Below are 18,924 nucleotides of genomic sequence, written 5' to 3' on the forward strand. Positions count from 1 at the left end.
TCACAGCAAGTTTAAGCTATTAAGCGTATAGCGGGGAAAAGTTCATGAAATCACTATTTAAACCAACGCTAATGATATTTGTTGGCTGTATGTATGCCTTGTTTTTTGTTGCGCATCAAAAAAAATTCACCAAATTATTTGGTGAGAGCTTTAGTGATTTTACCAATGATATGCACAATAAAATGCCTTACTTTGGAATGATCTTGACTGTATTTTTAGGTGCAATTTGTGTATTTGGTGGAGTGCTATTGTCTTTATGGATGCTTTTGTTTGTTTCTTCGTGGGGAGTCTTAGCGCCAGATACATATACAGAAAGCGACTTAGATCCGCAAAGAAGAACTCTACCTGCTTTGCTTTTAGTTCTATCAGGTTATTGGGTCGCTAGTTTATATATTTCAAGCTAACGTAGAGGGAAAATGATGATAAAGCGTATCGAATTTAATGTTCTAGGATGTGGTATGAACACGAGAACGACAGCTAACGAACTTCTTATTGATGTCGCTCATGAGCGATTAAATAACTGGTTAGTTGAACACTCAGTTTCAATTGTCAGTATTGAATCTATTTATGAGACTAAAATTGACACTGGCGACAGTAGATTTATTTGCCTACGACTTTGGTATACTGACTAAACTGTAACCCACCACTAAGGCAAGAAAAGGAAAAAGTAACTGATGACCGAGCTGGTGGGTGCTTTCAAAAACGTTTAGTTAACTGGCTCATTGTCTTGAGGTTCAGACTTCACCGCACCTTCAACCATAAGTACCGACACCGCATAAATGGACTGTTCAACCGTGCCGTCTTCTTTAACACGTTCATATCCACCAATGACCTTATCACCATGCACTTCTACTAATCGACTCACCGATTGTGGCTTTTGGTCACCAACCCGTTCCTGCACTGACTCCGATGCCACCCCTGACACAGAGACAGTGAGAGACATCGAGAGCACCAAAAAAAAATTGAATTTCGAATTCATACATTTACTTCCTAATCGCCGCACTTACTTGCTATATACAACAAATCTCTTGGAGTTTAGTTTTAATAATGGCAGTTAGTGACTTCGCCTGTATGGAATATTTGAGTCGAAGCGGTATCACGGCTTGCAGTCCACACCGTGTAACCAAATTTGCTAGGCCGAGCTTCCAACGTCCAGCCATCTTGTATCTCATAGGTAAACCGTGCCGTTTCTATGAAAGTAAACAGAGAGTGTCGGTAGAAAGTGATCACTTTCCCCTCTTTTATCTCTACAAACTCCGTCCAAGACATCAAGACAGCGACGAAGCACAAGCATATCACTTCAAATATTGGAGCCTGGTAACTGTGAGATGAACTGAATAACGATGTGTAAATCATAAACAGAGTCAAAACAATCACCCAACCTCTGACAAAGTTTAAAAGTGGCACGGTCGCTTGATATTTATTAGAAGAAATAGTCATTGAATTAACTCCGAAATACGTTGATAAGAACCTGGAACCTTGCGACTAAACCAATCGTAACGATGCATCTTTTGATTAGGACTAAATACATAATCTTGACTCTTGGTTTTGGTCCATACGGCAACCACTAATTTCGCTTTAAATTCATCACTCAAAAACTCAATAGCTCTAGGAGTCATAAAGTTTGGGTTAATGAAATAAGCGGATAAGCCTTTTGACCAACACATGTCTATAAACAGTGGATCATCAGAAACAAACACTCGTTTTGTTTTGTTCGTACCTTTTGTATAGGAACGAATGAAAGGTGATTTGGCGGAGCTATATCCATTAAGTTTTATGAACACCAAGCGGCCTTGGTTAACGAACAAGAGTATTGGTTCGCCTTGAAACTCGTTAATCGATTCGATAACTGCGCTGGGAACCCAGCCATTGACTTCGTGTAAATATTCTATGAACGCTTCAGCTTCTGGAATATATGATAGATGCTCAGGCACATTACGTTCATCTATCGACAGCCCCCACTTTTCTACCTCTTTTGGCAACACTCTCAACCTAGCTATATCCATAACCATATCGGTGAATTTTACATCTTCAGGTTTTAGTTCGCGGTATATGTCTGCAGGTACATCCACACCGGCTAAACGTCCTAATTCTATAACGGCTCGATTCGTCGTTACGGCATGGTCATTTGAATAGGCGTCGATAATCGAAGTCGGCCCACAAGATTCACAGTTGAAGCTGCCAGTGCCTAAAAAGTGAGTCCCCTTGTTTCCGCAGCTAGGGCATAACAACTCAACCATTTCACCAGCACCTAATCTGGGGACCAGGTGACCAAAGGCTTGATCGATTGTTTCTTGGGTCATCTTTGGGAATAGATGCTCTTTCAAATATCCATTAACTAGATCGGAATCCATACGCATCTCCGTTTCATTCATTTACACCGAAGGTAGTAAAGAAAGAATGGAGCATTAACGCGATAAAATGGTTAAATAATGAAAGATATTTGGATGTTTATTAGGTGTGAAGGAGTAAAGAGGTATCGAGGTAATGAAGATTGAGACTGGATAATTAAGTCTCCATTTTAACCTTTAGAGTGAAACTGTTGAATGTAGGTCGCTTCAAACAGCATAATATTTTCCCTACTTGTTCGGTTTGGTTATACGGTTATAAATCAATGCACCATTAAATATCGCGACACCTATCGCTACAACCGTCATCAACATCAGAGGCAATTGAGTTGTTCGAGTAGCTTCGTAATCTGTTAGTAGAACCCAGACCAAGAACGCGAACGCAATAACTACCGAACAACGCGCAGCAGTCATTAATCATCGTCACCTTCAAAGGCTTTGTCTCGATCCATCTCATTTGAAAGCCAAGCCAGATACGGAAGACCTCCAACAAATTTGTCTTCTTCTCTCTCTGCGACTGAATGACGGTTCGCGACGCCACGTTTCTTTACTCCAGAGTTTCTGCGTCGGTTGTTCTGCATTCTATTGCAGAAATCATCATGATTTTGTTGCTCTGATCTACGTGACATATTGGTATCTCCTTTTTTATCCTAATTTAGTTATACAACAAAAAAACGATTTATGAATCCGTTGTAAACCTAAAAAGGGGGGACAATATTCAGAAATGTTGTATCGCTCGGTCTGTACAGTTCCCTGTCGCCGCATTACAACCGATGACGACATTCTGATGATAAAGTGTTGGGTCGTTGTCGAAGATGGGTAGTTCTGCACCCTCTGTTGCCCTCTGAGGCATATTTATACGACTTGCTTCAAATGTGTCTATCTTGCTCTCCATAAACCCTTGCCATTGTATAGGAGACATCTGAGCATACAGTTCAGGTTCAATACCAATAGTTAAGCGACTAGCGGCTGATTTACTGGCCGACATAGCAAAGTGTTCTATTTGCTTATCCGCCAATTCCACTGAATATTCATATTCGAATTTGTCCCAAATACAGTAAGAGTAATTATCCTCTTTTGATGTTTTTGATTCACGATCACCTTTAAAGCTACCAACTCTCACCAATTGGGTTTGTGAATAAAGGGGAATCGTCAGCTTGGTATCGCTTTCATATAAAGCCTGTAGTACCGGTGAATGAAATTGAAACACTTTCGGCTCAATACAAAGTTGTCGTACTCGCAGTTGGTGGCCATCATCAAAGTGATTCCCAAGACTCACTTTTGATGAAATGTTTCCCTGATGAACAACACGAAAGTACATGTCCATTCCATAGCCGTTACTATCGATAATCTTAGCTAGACGCGAATAAAGGTCATGATTGCCATATGAGCTCCCACGCGAACGTAATGTGACTTTTACAGTGCTACTAGAAGTGCGCTCGATACCAACTACTTGTGTGAAGATCATGAAATCCGAATAATGGCGTGCTATCTGAGTCACAATCCGCATTGCCTTAATGTCTCGATCTACCAACTCAATCTCATGAAGCCGCTGCCGTAATGAGTTAACCATATCAATATCGTCACTGTGTTGACTCAATCTCTCGATCTGTTTCGACAGCAACGCAATACGATTTCGCACGGGGTGACCTGACTCCCGATGGTATTGCTCCAAGGTTCTTCTCAAAACCTCGTCATTTTGTATCATTTCAAGCTGCGACTGGAACTCTTCCTTATCTATATCCACTCTGACTGTCATTGAAACACATTTGAACTCTTCACCAGTGCAATTCTTAACTGACTGGTTAAGTACATCCACATCAGCGACAAGAGGCAGTAAGACCTTTAATGTCTCAAGATAAGAGCCGTTATAGCTTTCAGTGGTTTTAACGTAACCACGTAAATCCGCTTTCGAGATAGCCACATACGCAGCCTCGTCTTTCAATTGTTGGAAATATGCGCGTGTCAGCTGTTCACTAGGAACAACTCGATCGACACTCGCTTCAAAGGTCTTTGCTGTTGCAAAGCTAGACATCACCATCAACATGATCAATAAACGTTTCATACATCAATGCCCTACTTCTAACGAATGAATGCCAGTACCATAGCCAGCTGTCTGTAACCCAACGTATGGCACTTCATGAGAACGTGTTGGCTGATAGCGTTCGATTCTTAAAGGGTATCTCATTCCGGCTGCGACACTCGATAAAGCAACATGAGGCTGGCCATTTACCATCGACATAAACTGCTTTGGGGTGATGTGGTGAGAAATGCAAACCGAATCAATACAACCTTGTCGTATATTTTGGATTTCTTGAGTGTATCGTTCCTTAACCCATACCCGATTGAAATTAGAATCTACCAACAACCAATCATTCATGTTCGTGTCTACCCCATGAAAATCAGTGTCAACGTTATGCATACGAACAACATTGATTACCGAAACATAGGAGCCAATCATAGATGCCTGAGTATTTGAATTCTTGAACACAAACTCTCCATTACGTAATTCGCAATAGGCAGGGATACCTGAACGCTTTATTACAGATTCTGAGGGTACGTCTCTATTGAAGTAGTAACCGCGACCTATATGGAAAACTTCTCCTGCAATCTCAATCACCACTTCTGGCTCTTGATGAAATAATTGAGCGGTAGCTACCGACTTATGCGCAATATACTCGTCTGCTGATACAAACATCAGACACTGGTACTTCGCCCTAAACTCGACCTGTTCAGTGATGGCCAGTTTCATCGTCACATACCGAGTATCAGAAATTAAGAATGGAGACGATTTTGCTAGTTTTTGAATATGCTGAGAACCTGGAAGTGAAAAGGCATATCCGATGTACTGGGAAGCATTAGATTTACCTATAAAATCAAATACTGGGATCGGACTCAATTCAACTCTTTGAGATGGAGGACTTATGTCTTTGAACATCTGGGATACCTGAATGCGTTTTACTAAATCTTGCTGTTCCTTAGCTCTTAGTCTTAACCATTGAGAGTAGATCCCGTCCTCTGCATCATACTGAATAGGTAAATGACTGTATCGAGACTCAATCAATGAGAATTGGTAGATCTGTGCATCGAGTACATTTTGGGGCTCTGAATGGAGTTTTGAAAATCCAGCCACTCTATTTTGTAGTTTTTGACTGATAGCGTCCAAAATTTGCTCATCAACGATGATTTTGATTTTTGTTTCTAAACAATAACCAACCTCACATACCTTTCGGTTCTGCGAGAGAATCACAAGTTCCTGTATAGATGGGAGATACGAATACAAAAGATGGTCTTGATCCCCTTTAGATATGGTTTTCTTTATCTTGTCCAATGCATTGACTTTGGCAGCCTCCACACCTAAAGCTTCCAATCCAACTGTAGTTTGTTTATCCATGGCCAATGAACTATGGCCTGAAACTTCATAGGCTTCTGATACACAGGAGATAACTAGCAATAGTATGGCAACGTTCAATTTCATTGGTTAAACCTAAAAAAAACCCTATTGGCACTTGTATACACCAATAGGGTTTAGTTATTAGAAATATCGCTGGAACGATATCGTTTTCGGCATTATGTCAATTTCGTATCTTGGTCGTAATTCACATCACCGTCTATTTCGCCTACCGAACCTCCTAAACCAACGACAGTATCTAGCTTGTCTCCATTAATGATTTCGTCTGCGTCCATTTCTAGGTTTGTTTTGTCACCTGTAGTTAACGCTCTCGCGATATCAAGTTTGCCACCATTGTTGTCTAAATCGGCATTTGGGGCTGGTGGATTAGAATCCGTAGTACCATCATTCGGAGCCTCAAAGCTAGTTGATGCCAACTGTGAACCACTCTCTCGTACTTCAGTATCAGTATCATTACCGTTGTAAGGAGCGGTCGAATTGTCGATCTGGTTAGGACTACTCATTGCAACTTCAGTATCTGAGTGATCGTTAACTGGCTGTTCCGATGCTTCAAAGACAGACGGACTAGATTCCGTAGTACCTTCATTCGGAGCATCAAAGCTAGTCGATGCCAATTGAGATCCACTCTCTCTTACTTCAGTATCATTATCAGTACCGTTGTAAGGAGCGGTCGAATTATCGAACTGACTAGTGCTTTCAGATGCTAATTGTGTTTCAAACTGACCTGTCGTGGCTTGGTCACGCCCCTCAATAACTGAAGAGTTCGCACCTGACTGGTCTATGTGTTGAGTCGGCTCATTGATTTGAGTGCCGGTGTTATTAGATGCCAACTGTTCACTCATCACATTTGATAGTTCTTTCGTTCCGTTAGCTATCAGGATTGCATCCTCTGAATTGATGTCTCCGCTTTGAACTGCGTTGAATATTTCAACTCCCTCATCAGCTGTCAGTTGGCCATTCGCGATTGCCTCCATAACTATTTCCTTATCACCATCGGCCATTCCACTAAATTGAGATGATTCGAGTAATGCCTGATCCATCGCTCCACTACCTGTAACAGTTGGCGAGTTAGGGTCATTAAGTGCTGCTAGTTGAGTTTGATTTCCTACCTTATATTCATTGTTTGGAACGTCATCAGCCTGAGTATTAGGAATATTGGCAAATTGGCCCAGATTAGCAGGACCGTCCTGTTCTGAATTAGCAGGACTTGGGTTCGATGCCACGCTGTCGGTCGTTTTCTGTGGTGAAGCACTCGCTACTTGAGTCGCAGGCGTCACAGTACTTGATTGAGGCGCTTGCTGCTGCTCTGAACCAACAGGACGTGGGTTCAATGCCACGCTGTCGGTCGTTTTCTGCGGTGAAACACTCGCTACTTGAGTCGCAGGCTGTGGCTGTGAACTATCAGGGTTCGTTGACACGGTATCCGCTGCTTGCTGTGGTGTAGCGCTTGCCACTTGAGTCGCAGGCGTCACAGTACTTGATTGTGGCGCTTGCTGCTGCTCTGAACTTACAGGACGTGGGTTCGATGCCACGCTGTCGGTCGTTTTCTGCGGTGAAGCACTCGCTACTAGAGTCTCAGACTGTGGCTGTGAACTCTCAGGGTTCGTTGCCACGGTATCCGCTGCTTGCTGTGGTGTAGCGCTTGATACTTGAGGCGCAGGTGTGAACGTACTCGGTTGTGCTGTTGGACCTTGGTTTTTTAGCGTATCTTCACTACCGGCTCTGTCTTGTTTCGGTTCGGTATTAGATTCAGGAGTTCCTTGGTTACCGTTATTTTGACTCAAAGATTGGTCGTTCTCATTGTTTGTAGGTGATAACGTACTTGGCAATGCACTCACGACCATTGACGCTAACTTGGCCATTCCCGTTAATTCATTCCCTTGGGAATTTTGTTGCGTTTGAACTGTGGTCGAAGGGGCAACCGGTGCAGGCTCGTTGTTACCACCTGCAGATTCACCAACAACACCGTTATTTTGGTTAGAAGCCAAAAGCTGTTCTTTGTCTTCTACTTCGGAAATCGCTTGATTAGCCGTGACTTCACCTGAGCCGACTGAATTGAACAATTGTGAACCTTCTTTAACCGTCATTGTGTTCTTTTCAATGGCATCAAACACTTTAGCTTTCTGATCATCAGTCATACCACTACCGTCAGAGGCTTCCATTAAAGCGATACTTTGCGCTGCTGTTTCTGCAAATTTGTTCATTGAACTTGGGACTTGCAAAGGTTCGTTTGACGGTTTAGAACCTGGCACCGCTGTATTCGCTACGGCGTCATTAACACCCGTTAATGGCGTCGTTCCGTTAGATTGGCCCTCTTTAATTGCAGCTTCGTTTTGCTCTTTACCTGTCGCTTCAAGTTGTGACAACTTCACATCATTCGGTGTATCTTTCGCTGCGTGGTAAGCTTTCTGGTGTTCAGCCCCATCTTCTGTTCCAATCTGGAAGTTATGCTTAGATAACAACTTGCCATTGACGACATCGTAGTTCTTATTCACCTCTGACTGTTCAGATAAGTTGGATACTTGTTCGTCGGACAGCTTAGTTCCTAGTGTTGAAGCAACATGAGCAACGTTGTTGTAATCAACATCTCTGAACCCATCTTTAGAACCCCCCATAAACAGTTTGTAGTCCTCTAAAGCTTCCATTGTGTATTTTCCAGACGCAAGCCCACCTACTTCTTTAGCAAATGACTCGTCTTCTGACATTTGTGTTCTTAGTTGTTCTATATTTCCAACCGCATTATTGTGATGCTTGATTTCGGTGTCACTTAGTAACCCGTCTTTATTAAGCGTGTTCTCATCACTGGTTAGCGCGATCACTGCGGCACCATACACGCCTTCGGAGTTCGTTGTGAGCCCAAAATCACGAGCACTTGGGTTTGTCGCAATTTGTGGTCTTGTTAATAAATCAGCACCTTTATTTAAAGGTGATTCTAAGTGCTTCATATTTTCTTTGGCTGGCTCAGAAAGCTGTTGCTCTGTCGCAGAGTGAACCTGAGAAACCAGACTCGCTGCAACGCCGTTTACTAATCCACCAGCATCTTTAGCAGCACTCTTAACTTCTTGAGAAATTGGAGTCGGATTAACTGTATCAGTGGCCGTTTTGATTGCCTCGACCTCTGCAGTTTTCTCTGGAGCAACTTTTCCGGCATTATCACGGGCAAGCTCAACATTTTCAGCGTGGTCAGCTTTGATGTCTTTGGTGGTCAACAATGTACCAACATCACCCAATCGCGTATCTCTCGTCTTATCAAACTCGTTGTGGTGTTTGGCAACTTCTTGTGGCACACCCGCTACTGCTGCATTGCTGGTGGTATCTTTCACAGACGATAGGTTGTCACTCATAGTGGCGAAGTTGTGCGACATATTATTTAGCGCTTTATCTCCAATTAAAGTATCGGCTTCAGCGAATTTATTGGATATATCCATTAAGCCCGATTTCATTGAATTTATGTCTTTCGAGCCTGCTACGTCTTGATATTGGTCTGTCATTTCTTTTGAGAAAAGAACCGCCGCAGCTCGGCCTACATCGCCGTTGTAATAGCGAGTTGCGTCCTGTTGAATCTCTCGATTTCGGTCACGAGCATTCATGTCAACGACTTTACGCTCTTCCGGACTCATGTTCGAAAGTTCGGCTTTAGTGTTATAGCCATTAGCCACCCACTCTTTGAATTCATCGTGGTTGGCAGCATTAGTGAAATTGGTGCTGTAGTTTTGATTCAAGCTTTTCGCAACACCCAGTGCATGACTTGTGCTTTCTTGGAATTGTTTCGCTGATGCGTAACTTTTCAGGTCTGCTATTGCATTTTGACCCGTTTCACCCCAGCCAGTTGTCCTTGAAAGACCGTGAACCTTTTGTATCGCCTCTTGGTTCGTATATTGAGCACCGGTTCCACCTTGTTCACTGGTAACGTACCCTAAGCTCGCTTGCAATGCCTCTGCCTCTCGCTCCGTCAGATTAAATCCGCCTTCCGCGTTAACTTGAACTTTGCCATCAAGACCAACAGAAAAATCAGATTTGCTCGTTTTCCCTACACGGTTAGTCTTATTAGTGCTTTTATCATTACTTTTTGAATCGGTCACCTGTACTCGATCTGCTTTAGAAGAAGATGTATCTTGAACGTTATTCGTTCTGGTCACTGTACCTCGACCATTTCGTCCATTCGCCACTTTTTCAGCAGGGGTTGTAGACATTGTTTTCGAACCTTGCCCATTTGTGTATTGCGTACTATCAGAAACTTGGTTCGAAGTCTTTGCTGATTCTGATGATTGCTGCGTAGTACCATCTCCACTTCCCCAGCTAAAATTACCACTACCCGAGCCGCCCCCACCCATCATTAACTTGCCCATGAGTTGGGTGATTTCCTGTGTATCTAAGTTTGTATTCTTCTGTAAGCCTGTCTGAATTTTTGATGCAAATTGGGCATTTTCAGAATACTGGCCAGACTCGCTTCCTTGTACACTTTTGCCTTTTTGAATCTGTGTCATGACCTGAGAGAGTTTTCCCCATGATTGTTGATGCGTGGCTTGCGTTGACTGTACTCGTGACTCCGCCATACTGGAGGTCTGAGACAAATTACTGGTCATATTCGACATACCGCCTAGTACTGGCATGTTTTGATCTTGGATCTGATTCGTTGAATGCACAACCCCGTTGTCACCCATGGTCCAACTGTGATTACCCATTCTCAGAGAGCCATTCTTCGCCCCAATCGCGATGTCGGGTGCGACAGAACTAGGATTAACATGAGCAGTCCCTCCGATCTTGCCAGCCATACTCACGGTTGCGTATTCGCCGCCTTTTAAAAGCATATAAGCCAACATTGGAACCATTGTCGTCATGTAGGAAGCTGTCGCTATGTAACTCCGTGCTTCGGAGTAGAAATTAGACAACCCCCCTATGGTGTAAACGGTTTTTTCAGCAATTGAAGTTTCCAAGGCATTTTGAATCGACCAGTCGAGGTAAAAGTTAATCAAAATCATCACGAATGGATACAGACCGACTAGAACCAAGAAGCGCATGTACGACACCGCGATCTTAAAACCACCATCACCAAAGATGATGAAAAACGACATGAGAGGTGCGGCAAACCACACAAATGCTTCGAAAAACGATATGGTGGCGGGAGCCATTTCAAGCCACAAGTTTCTGTCGCCAGCCATAGTGAATAAGCGTTGTTGTTTGGCTTGATATTCCATCGCATCAACAAGTTGACCGCGTGCGGAGTGACTAGCATCTAAGCCTATTGCATTCTTCTTAACATGATAATCAAGGAAGTTATTCATTTGGAATGTATAGCTGTCCATTGAGGCTGAACCTAGCTGTTGAAGAGCCGAACTCACTTGACTTGCTGAAATACCCTTTGATTCGTTTAACTCATCGAGTCCATCAGCTAGTTTCGATTGGTCATTATCGATATAAGCACTTAGGGCAACATATGAGTCCTTACAAGACATGAATGATGCCTGTCCTTCTAAATACATGTCGATGAACCAAATTGTCGAACTCACCTCCATTGCAGCCCACGCATCGATATTCGTCAAAACATTACTAACTTTTGCTTCTTGGTATGCACCGCCGACCTCCATGTCTTTAAACAAACAGCCATGCATGTAGCTATCGATACTGCGTATAAAATCACTATCGGCATGCCCGATTGTTCGAATATTGGGGCTATTTACTGAGCCTTCTATGGCTACAAGGGTTCTCAAAGCATCTAAGTGAGTACCTGAATTTTGAGGCATCACAAAGATGTCGCTCAAAATATCAATGAAGGCGATTGGGACTTGTGTCGATACTGCGCCTCCGATAGCTAAACCAACTGGAATGTCAGTAAAATACGCAGACTCCCCTGTACCTGCATGTTCCACCACGATATCCACTCTCGGGTAAAAACACAGCATCCAGATAAGATATCCCTTAGCCACCGTGCCTAAAAACTCACCGCCAATTTGACCTTTTTCAAAAAATTGTTTTAATGCTGCGACGAAAAATGAGAGCACTAAGCCTAAACCGAATAGATAATTCGCTTGTCCAAAATCACCGGTTGACGGGTCAAATGCCATCGACAAACCAAGAAAAACCTGTCTTGCCCATTCAAAATTACCAATGGTATATATGAGAAATTCCATGACTTAGTTCTCCATACTCTTGTCTACTAACATATTCAATCGGGTGCGAGAGTCTTGTTGTTCATAATATCGCTCAACAATATCCATCTGATTGTTCAATCTCTCTCTAGCTTCTTTGATGTAAGCTTGTGCGTTTGCGTCACTATCTGCTTTGGCCGCAATAGCAACCGCATCTAAATAAGAACGGGCAGAGGCATAAAATTGCATCGCAAAGTTATAAGCATATTCATTGGCAATTGCTTCGTAATAGCCTTTAACCTCGTCGCTTTTCTTGTATTTGGTCGCAAGTAGTTCGATATAGCCATACACATCCATACCGCCACCTTGTATGATCGATTTCTGTGTTGGCCCAAAGTCATTAGAGCCGCGAGCCCCTGTGCGATAAATTTCAAGCACACCCGATGTACCATCTGTCGTACCATCTAGCGCTTCTAAGAACTGAATATTTAACGGTTGCCAATCGATAGTTTCTTGTGAAATATCCAAACACTTCGAACTCGCGACCGTATCTGGGTTCCCATCATCACACTTCAACCGTGTCACTTGGTCACTGGTGTCAAAACCACCAAAGGATATATCTAGAAGGGTAAGTGTTGGCGGTACTGGAGTTGTCGCAATTGAAGAGGTTTCAACGCCTTGTGCGTCTGGGTTGGTGTTATCAGCTACATCGCGAATTTCCGTACCGACCAGCGACATAACAGTTTCTGAAAATCTAGGAAAGAAATCAGCGGCACCGACATTCATTTTTGAAGTTCTCATACCATTGATCAACAGGTTACCCGTCAACAGTTCCTGACCGTTCTGCACTTTTTGCGAAAGTTCAAGCAATGAAGTTCCCGGAACCATGTTTTGAAACCAATCGGCAGAATCGGTCGCGACGCCAGTAGAATTCGCAGCTTGGCCAATCGCTAAAGTATCTTTGATGGATTGTTCATATGGACCAACCGCATTAGCCATTAATGCCTGACCCGCTTCACATGAATTTTTGAAAAACTGATTCCATTCATCCATCGCTTTCTTCAAGGATTTAATATTGGCAGCACATGTCGGACACAACGCATCAAGAGCAAGGTTGAATGCATACGACGCACTACCAGCGGCAATTTGTCTCATTGAGTTTTGCAGCATCCCAGTTAAATCCTTGATCATCGAAAACGAACCAAGGTTAAGGTCAATCCCGTTGCATCCCGCTTTCATTGACGGGCCTTGAAAATTAACTATGTTTGGATCGTGACTCTTAACACGGTATGAAAACGACCCGAGGGCAATGGCTTTCTTATTACTCGTTTCATAATCCACAACACCATGTCCAGTGGAGTATCCATTGAAGACGTCTTGCATTGGGTTTGCCAACACATTGAGCGAGCACGTCATCGAAACGGCAATGATAAAAGACCTAATACGTTTCATGATGGATTGCCTCCTGCGGTTTGGCCTCTGCACTCACCACACTTTGTTTAGTGATTGATTCTGTCGTAGGTATTAATGGCAAAACATTAAGTACGAGTTCTTTCGCTATTTCATAACTGTCTTCGAGTACTACTCGCTCGTAAAATTGATATTCACCAGGTTCAACTGAGTTCGGGTCTGTCATATGTAACTTGGCAAGTTCATAGCTGGCTGACTCCGCAGAACTGTAGGCCGTTAACGCTTCTGGGATTTCGAGTACCAGTGCTTCATAACGTAAAACAGGGAGTAAACTGGAATAGAAATTCAACAAGTTGACCTTTAATGCATAGATATCGTTTTTATTTGAGCTGATAGCGCCAAATAAACGCTGATAATCCGGCATTTCTACGATCTGAGCTTTAAAAGAGTGAGGGGGAATGTTTGTCTGCGATGACGTAATCACGGGCTCTTGTGATTCCTTAGCCATCACTAATGTACTGAATGTCAGTAAAACCACTGATATACGCTTCATGACCATATCCTGATAGAGAATTATGGTTAGTGTTACTTAACGCCAGAGCAAAAAATTCAAATAGCGAGCCTTTTTTCGGTAATTAACATGCTATTGATATAAAAAAAGCCTGCTCATTGGATAATGAACAGGCTCTAAAATTGAGGATATAAAGGATTAGTACCCTTGTTTGACTCGCAAATTCGATTCTAGAATTTCAACCAAATAGTCTGCGTCGTTGAGAGCTCTTTCCTCATCAATGTCTTCAAATCGCGTGATTTGCTGCAACGACTCTACGGCAGAAGCGTCGTTAAATTGCTGCTCTGTGATCACATTAGCGGTTTTCGCCTGAATAAGAACTAAGCGAATAATTTCACTCTCCGTGACAATACCTTGAGATATTGGAGCAACAAACTCACCACGGTTTCCAACTAAAAATAGCGCTGGCACCCTTTGAACACCTAACTCCTTATATTTTTGGTTTGTATCCGGTTGGAACTCCGGAAACATTCCGTTTTCCATAGGTGCTAAGTCGATACTGATCGCATTGACATTAAAGCCGTACTTGCTCATCAAGCGTTGGACAATCGGTGCTTGACGTTTACAGTATTCACAAGTGCTCTCAAAAAAGAACCATAGCCCTGCTTCTTGGGCAATGTCTTGGACAACTTGCTGTTCAGCACGGTTCTTAGCTTCATTCTTAGCATTAAGAGCAAAACTTGACGTTGGCCTTGCTTGAGTTTCATCAAGAAGAGGGTTGTTAATCACGTCATGCATCCAAGCCTCCCTAAAAGCCGTAGATTTATCCATGATGACGCGCTGAAGATAGCGAGCACGTTGTATGTTTTCAGGAGAAGGGTCATCAATCGCTTTCCCAACGAAGCCCATAAAGTGAGCCCGTAGCCATTTTGCCGACATCGGTTCAGGACCGGACTTAGCGGAACTTGCAGGGGGAGCCGAAATAGGTGGTGGCTCGGGTTTTATAGGTTCTTCAGGTTCTGGTTCTCCATAGAAGTGCCAACCTTGGGGCTCACTGGTGTCATTAACCCAATTTGCGTCTGCATGTGCAGTTACTGAAAAAATCGCTGAACTTACAACACACAGACTAAGATAGATGAATTTCATATCCTAAACCTCTGCAGTTTTAGCCTTACGACGGTTTCTGATTCTCTCTGCACGACAGTGAGCACAACCACTACCTGGTCTTTCAGTGTGGCCAATGAACTTAGTACCACAATCACACGGAAAGATGTGTATCGTCCCATCGCCAATTCTATGTAGGATTTGTACGAAACGATTAAAGTTTACGTGATTGCGAATATCTTCACTGGACTCATCAAATACTCTCGCATACGCATCTAACATTTTGTCTATGTTATTGCGAAGCGGCTGTTTGACGGCTGGGTCATCAGAGAGAATTGAATAATAAGCCCATAACTTATTACATATGGGGAAAGCTTCAGGTACTTGATGAATGAAACTCGCGTCTTTACCCATTCTAGATTTTTTGAAATCGTGGTCCATTCGAAGCAGCTCATGTTGAGCTGACTTTGGCACCTGACCCAATAGATCTTTTATCGTGGCTGCGTTGGCACCAAATCGGACTAAATCAAGCGCTCTGGTTTCCAAATTCAGCGCCATTTCAGACGCTGCAGATACTTTTATCTCAGACATATGGCTATCCTTTTCAAATTGTGAACTTGTCGAATTTAGATCAGAGATGTTAGTGAACGCATTCTTATACGTTCGACACCAACATGGTGATTCTGAAATTCCTTAGTTTCTAAAGCGTTCAACATCTCGGCTTCGGTTCCCTCATGAAATACGAAAGGATTGATACCTGCAGAAGTGAATCGCACAATTTGAAACAACTCAAAACCCGAAAATTTGGTTATTTCTTGCTGAGTTGCCATTAACTCAATCATGGCAGAATGGGGGTCGGTTTGAGCAAGGTTGTGCATAGCGAGAATTAAAGATTGGCACTGGAAACTCATCTCATTGATCGAAGGTGTTGTTTCAGAAGTAACATTGAGATAAGAATTTAAGCTGTTACGGTAGTTTTCAAACTGACCAGTTTCGATTGCAGTATTGAGTACCGACAAACCTGTTTGCTTTGTGCAGCCAGAACGTAACGGGGCAAGTGTAAAGATATGATGCTGTGACTCAGCAAACTTCTCCAGTGTCTGTGGACTAATGCTTACAAATCGCTCTACGTCGATATTAGTAAGGAAATTTATTTGAGTGGAGCATTCTCTGTTAGTTACAACAGATTGGTGTGCAGCAGACAATATACGAGCTGAGATTGCACGCACAGCTGCCAAGTGGCCTAGACGTTTCATAAGTAAATCTTCCATGCTTTTACGCAGTTTGATAGATCCCAACATTGATCTTCAAACACCTTACTAAGCTCACCACGAGCGTTGTTCGGTTGCGTTTACAGTATTGACGTTGTGTTCATTTATACAAAAAACGAATTCCATAATACGCAATTTGTTTTAGTGAACATTTGGATTATTGCATAAATGTATAAAATCACAACAATGTTTACAAAAAAACACACACATTCTCAACTTTAAGTCTTGACTTATTGTGAATGTACCATGTTAAACCTTAACTTATTAACCCGCTCGAAGTCAGATTATCCACAAGTTCCGAAGATACTAAATCCGCAGGTTCTGGCTGTGGTGATTTAGCGTTAGGTATCTCAGGAGTATTTTGGGAAGAACCGCGTTCGTGGTTAGTGTTCACGTTACCCAAAAATCGATTAACTATTTCGTCGCCAAATTGGTGATATAACAGACCCAATTGGAAAAGAATTGGTAGTAACCAACTTCTGTTTTCACAATGATTCAATTCGTCTAACAAAATGGGGAATTCACGTTTAGATATACGAAATCTCTCGTTAACCTTGTCGCCGTTAAACGGCATAGTCAGCTCAACTTGCGAAGATATTTTTTCCCAGTTAGATTCGTGTATTCGCTTAATGACTGCGCCTTTGTTTAGTATTCGGCGCAACATGATGCGCTTAAACTTTGGACTAACGGGAATTTCAAGAGTCCCACTTTCTATCCAAGTCGACAGGTTAACATCGATACTATTATTCATAAGCTACGCAACCTTGTTTGAATTAACACCTGCGATTTGTCTAGCTAACTCAGCGAAACCGAGGCATACGGCAACTTCATGTTTCTCGATTAACTTCACAGTATGTCTAGGAAATGCACGTTCGAGTGCTCTCGCGAAATCCGGAGCTGGACCACCAGCCACAATAAATTCTTGTATATCGGATGCTTCACCAAGCATGTTAGTAAGCAAATCGACAGCTTCATTGCACAAACTGTCAATTAGTGGCAAGCAATCAAAGACATCATCAGCGACAGGGAAGTCATACGTTTCAGCAAATATTTCAAGTTTTTTCGTGTCGAATGCTTTGTCTACCAATTCAGGGCCGATGGACGTACCTAAAGCCTCAGACAGATAGGTACTTAGACTTCTGAGGATTTTCCCCTGCCCCAGTTCGAACGCCTTTGTACGCTCTTCGTCAATGGTAAGCCCAATGGATGTCAAGAAGTCTGTCGTTCCGTAACCTGGGTCAACAGTGACTCTCGCTCGATTACCAAGTGCCTCCATAATCCCGCAGTTCATTTTCTTTGCTTCGGACTTTGCATGATAGGTAAGTGCGCCCAACGGTTGCGGTAATACGTGAGCCTGTTTTACTCGAATCACGCGCCCATCCACATGATGTTCTCCAATCATAAAATCGAGCAGTTCATCCTTACGATCAAGTTGGTTCAAAGGAAGGCCAGCCACCAGCAAGTCAATGCAATCCGTTTTCAATAGGCTTAAGCCACCGACGAACAAAGCCTTGTAAGCCGGACTTGAGATATAGCGCTTATTTAGGAGCCTTTCGTTGGCGTCAGCTGCTTTGGACAACACTCCCGGACCAACTTCATAACTACTACCGTCAATGTTCACTAGCACTGTATTTCTCTGAGTTGTACCAAACGATTCCAATCGCTTCAGCTCAGAAGGATTCACCTTTACAGCTCTTGATGGGAAGCAATGGTAATAACAGTGTTCGCCTGTTATTTCAGATGCAACACAAGTGGTGCCAAAGCCCACATCGATTGCTGCAACTTCCAATTGTTTGTTCATAATCACTCACTCCAATCATTCGTTTTGTTGTCAAAACTAGTGATACACAAAAAATGAGTGGGATTTAGCAATTAGTGAGAGTGTTTTCCATGTTTATCGTTAACTATTGAAAAAAAACCATCATTAACCGTACAAAATTGAATAACGGTGGCAAATAATCGGTAAAGTTGGAATTGGTTGATTTTTGGGGTCACAAATTGCAAATCGTGTTGGTGAAATCATAAGAATTGTAAATTATTGCTAAACGTTGCGTTTATCTGTGCTCTATTGCGAGAAGTTATTTGATTATTGATGTTAGTTAGTCAAAAAATGTAATACGTTGCCTGAACTCTGCTCTGCCATGGTTACGATCAATCCTTTTAAGGTCGGTTCGCTTTTAACTGGCATGGCCACCGAATGCAGACTTATGAACCTTCGACACCACTAACCCCAAACTAGGTTTTGTGACGACATTAGATCACAAATTCGTCTTCATCAGCGCTACATATATTATTGGTAGTATCAAATTTTGAGTTTTATCAGAGGATTTTAACATTAGCAAAGAATAATATACGTACCCTGTGACACCCCCCTCAATATATGTACGGAACGTATTTTTGTCTTTTTGCCCACTTTTGCTCTTAGTTTCCTACATATACGATTGGTGGTATCGAAAAAGTCCAAAACCATTGTTTCCGCCACCAAAAATCACGAAAAACAGCGTCGTTCCCCATATATTAGGAGGGGTATACTACCCCTGATATAATAGTGTTATATAGAGGGGGGTAAAAAAAAGCGTCCACCAAGGGTGGGGGCCTGACGCATGTCAGTTTTCCAAAAAAGATCCTGCCCGAGAGTGAATCATTGACCGTGACACCCTAAGAATGGGAATCGACCCTGCCCGAGAGTAAATCATTGACCGTGACATCCTAAGAATTGGAATCGACCCTGCCCGAGAGTAAATCATTGACCATGACATCCTAAGAATTGAATTCGACC

At 42.7% G+C, this 18,924-nt stretch carries 16 protein-coding genes; 1 reads left to right on the forward strand and 15 read right to left on the reverse strand.

Annotated features, from left to right (window positions below):
• The first annotated feature begins 44 nt into the window (after positions 1-44).
• Positions 45-404 carry a hypothetical protein gene (locus tag BCT34_RS06815; protein WP_102305836.1) on the forward strand — a complete coding sequence of 120 codons (360 nt, stop codon included), beginning with the start codon at positions 45-47 and terminating at the stop codon, positions 402-404.
• Between the two features lie 302 nt (positions 405-706).
• On the opposite strand, the gene BCT34_RS06825 is transcribed toward BCT34_RS06815, so the two are convergent.
• The 15 genes from BCT34_RS06825 to BCT34_RS06895 all read right to left on the reverse strand — a co-directional run bounded on the left by BCT34_RS06825 (position 707) and on the right by BCT34_RS06895 (position 17,946).
• Positions 707-943, reverse strand: coding sequence for a hypothetical protein (locus BCT34_RS06825; protein WP_133150994.1), 237 nt, complete (start codon positions 941-943; stop codon positions 707-709).
• Between the two features lie 98 nt (positions 944-1,041).
• Positions 1,042-1,440, reverse strand: a complete 399-nt coding sequence (locus tag BCT34_RS06830; RefSeq protein WP_102305839.1) for a hypothetical protein — start codon at positions 1,438-1,440, stop codon at positions 1,042-1,044.
• Positions 1,437-2,354, reverse strand: coding sequence for a hypothetical protein (locus BCT34_RS06835; protein ID WP_102305840.1), 918 nt, complete (start codon positions 2,352-2,354; stop codon positions 1,437-1,439). Before BCT34_RS06835 ends, BCT34_RS06830 begins: the two co-directional genes overlap by 4 nt.
• Before the next feature lie 225 nt (positions 2,355-2,579).
• A complete protein-coding gene (locus BCT34_RS06840; protein ID WP_102305841.1) occupies positions 2,580-2,762 on the reverse strand; it encodes a hypothetical protein in 183 nt (60 codons plus the stop codon).
• Positions 2,762-2,977 (reverse strand): hypothetical protein, encoded by a 216-nt coding sequence (locus BCT34_RS06845; protein ID WP_102305842.1) that lies wholly within the window; start codon positions 2,975-2,977, stop codon positions 2,762-2,764. Before BCT34_RS06845 ends, BCT34_RS06840 begins: the two co-directional genes overlap by 1 nt.
• An 89-nt stretch (positions 2,978-3,066) precedes the next feature.
• Positions 3,067-4,413, reverse strand: a complete 1,347-nt coding sequence (locus BCT34_RS06850) for a hypothetical protein (RefSeq protein WP_102305843.1) — start codon at positions 4,411-4,413, stop codon at positions 3,067-3,069.
• A gap of 3 nt (positions 4,414-4,416) precedes the next feature.
• Positions 4,417-5,826: a hypothetical protein gene (locus BCT34_RS06855; RefSeq protein WP_102305844.1), complete on the reverse strand. Its 1,410-nt coding sequence runs from the start codon at positions 5,824-5,826 to the stop codon at positions 4,417-4,419.
• Between the two features lie 92 nt (positions 5,827-5,918).
• Positions 5,919-11,891, reverse strand: coding sequence for a conjugal transfer protein TraG N-terminal domain-containing protein (locus BCT34_RS06860; RefSeq protein WP_102305845.1), 5,973 nt, complete (start codon positions 11,889-11,891; stop codon positions 5,919-5,921).
• 3 nt (positions 11,892-11,894) lie between these two features.
• Positions 11,895-13,301, reverse strand: coding sequence for a conjugal transfer protein TraH (locus BCT34_RS06865; protein ID WP_102305846.1), 1,407 nt, complete (start codon positions 13,299-13,301; stop codon positions 11,895-11,897).
• Positions 13,288-13,812 (reverse strand): hypothetical protein, encoded by a 525-nt coding sequence (locus tag BCT34_RS06870; RefSeq protein WP_102305847.1) that lies wholly within the window; start codon positions 13,810-13,812, stop codon positions 13,288-13,290. The genes BCT34_RS06865 and BCT34_RS06870 overlap by 14 nt, the downstream gene beginning before the upstream one ends.
• Positions 13,813-13,968: 156 nt before the next feature.
• On the reverse strand, positions 13,969-14,916 hold the full coding sequence (locus BCT34_RS06875; protein WP_102305848.1) for a conjugal transfer protein TraF: 948 nt from the start codon (positions 14,914-14,916) through the stop codon (positions 13,969-13,971).
• Between the two features lie 3 nt (positions 14,917-14,919).
• Positions 14,920-15,465: a hypothetical protein gene (locus BCT34_RS06880; protein WP_102305849.1), complete on the reverse strand. Its 546-nt coding sequence runs from the start codon at positions 15,463-15,465 to the stop codon at positions 14,920-14,922.
• 35 nt (positions 15,466-15,500) lie between these two features.
• Positions 15,501-16,175, reverse strand: coding sequence for a hypothetical protein (locus BCT34_RS06885; RefSeq protein ID WP_102305850.1), 675 nt, complete (start codon positions 16,173-16,175; stop codon positions 15,501-15,503).
• Between the two features lie 226 nt (positions 16,176-16,401).
• Positions 16,402-16,896 carry a hypothetical protein gene (locus BCT34_RS06890; RefSeq protein ID WP_102305851.1) on the reverse strand — a complete coding sequence of 165 codons (495 nt, stop codon included), beginning with the start codon at positions 16,894-16,896 and terminating at the stop codon, positions 16,402-16,404.
• A gap of 3 nt (positions 16,897-16,899) precedes the next feature.
• Complete coding sequence (locus BCT34_RS06895; protein ID WP_102305852.1) at positions 16,900-17,946, reverse strand: ParM/StbA family protein; 1,047 nt, start codon at positions 17,944-17,946, stop codon at positions 16,900-16,902.
• Positions 17,947-18,924 lie beyond the last annotated feature (978 nt).

The sequence above is a fragment of the Vibrio sp. 10N.261.45.E2 genome (assembly GCF_002875705.1).
Lineage (GTDB): Bacteria > Pseudomonadota > Gammaproteobacteria > Enterobacterales > Vibrionaceae > Vibrio.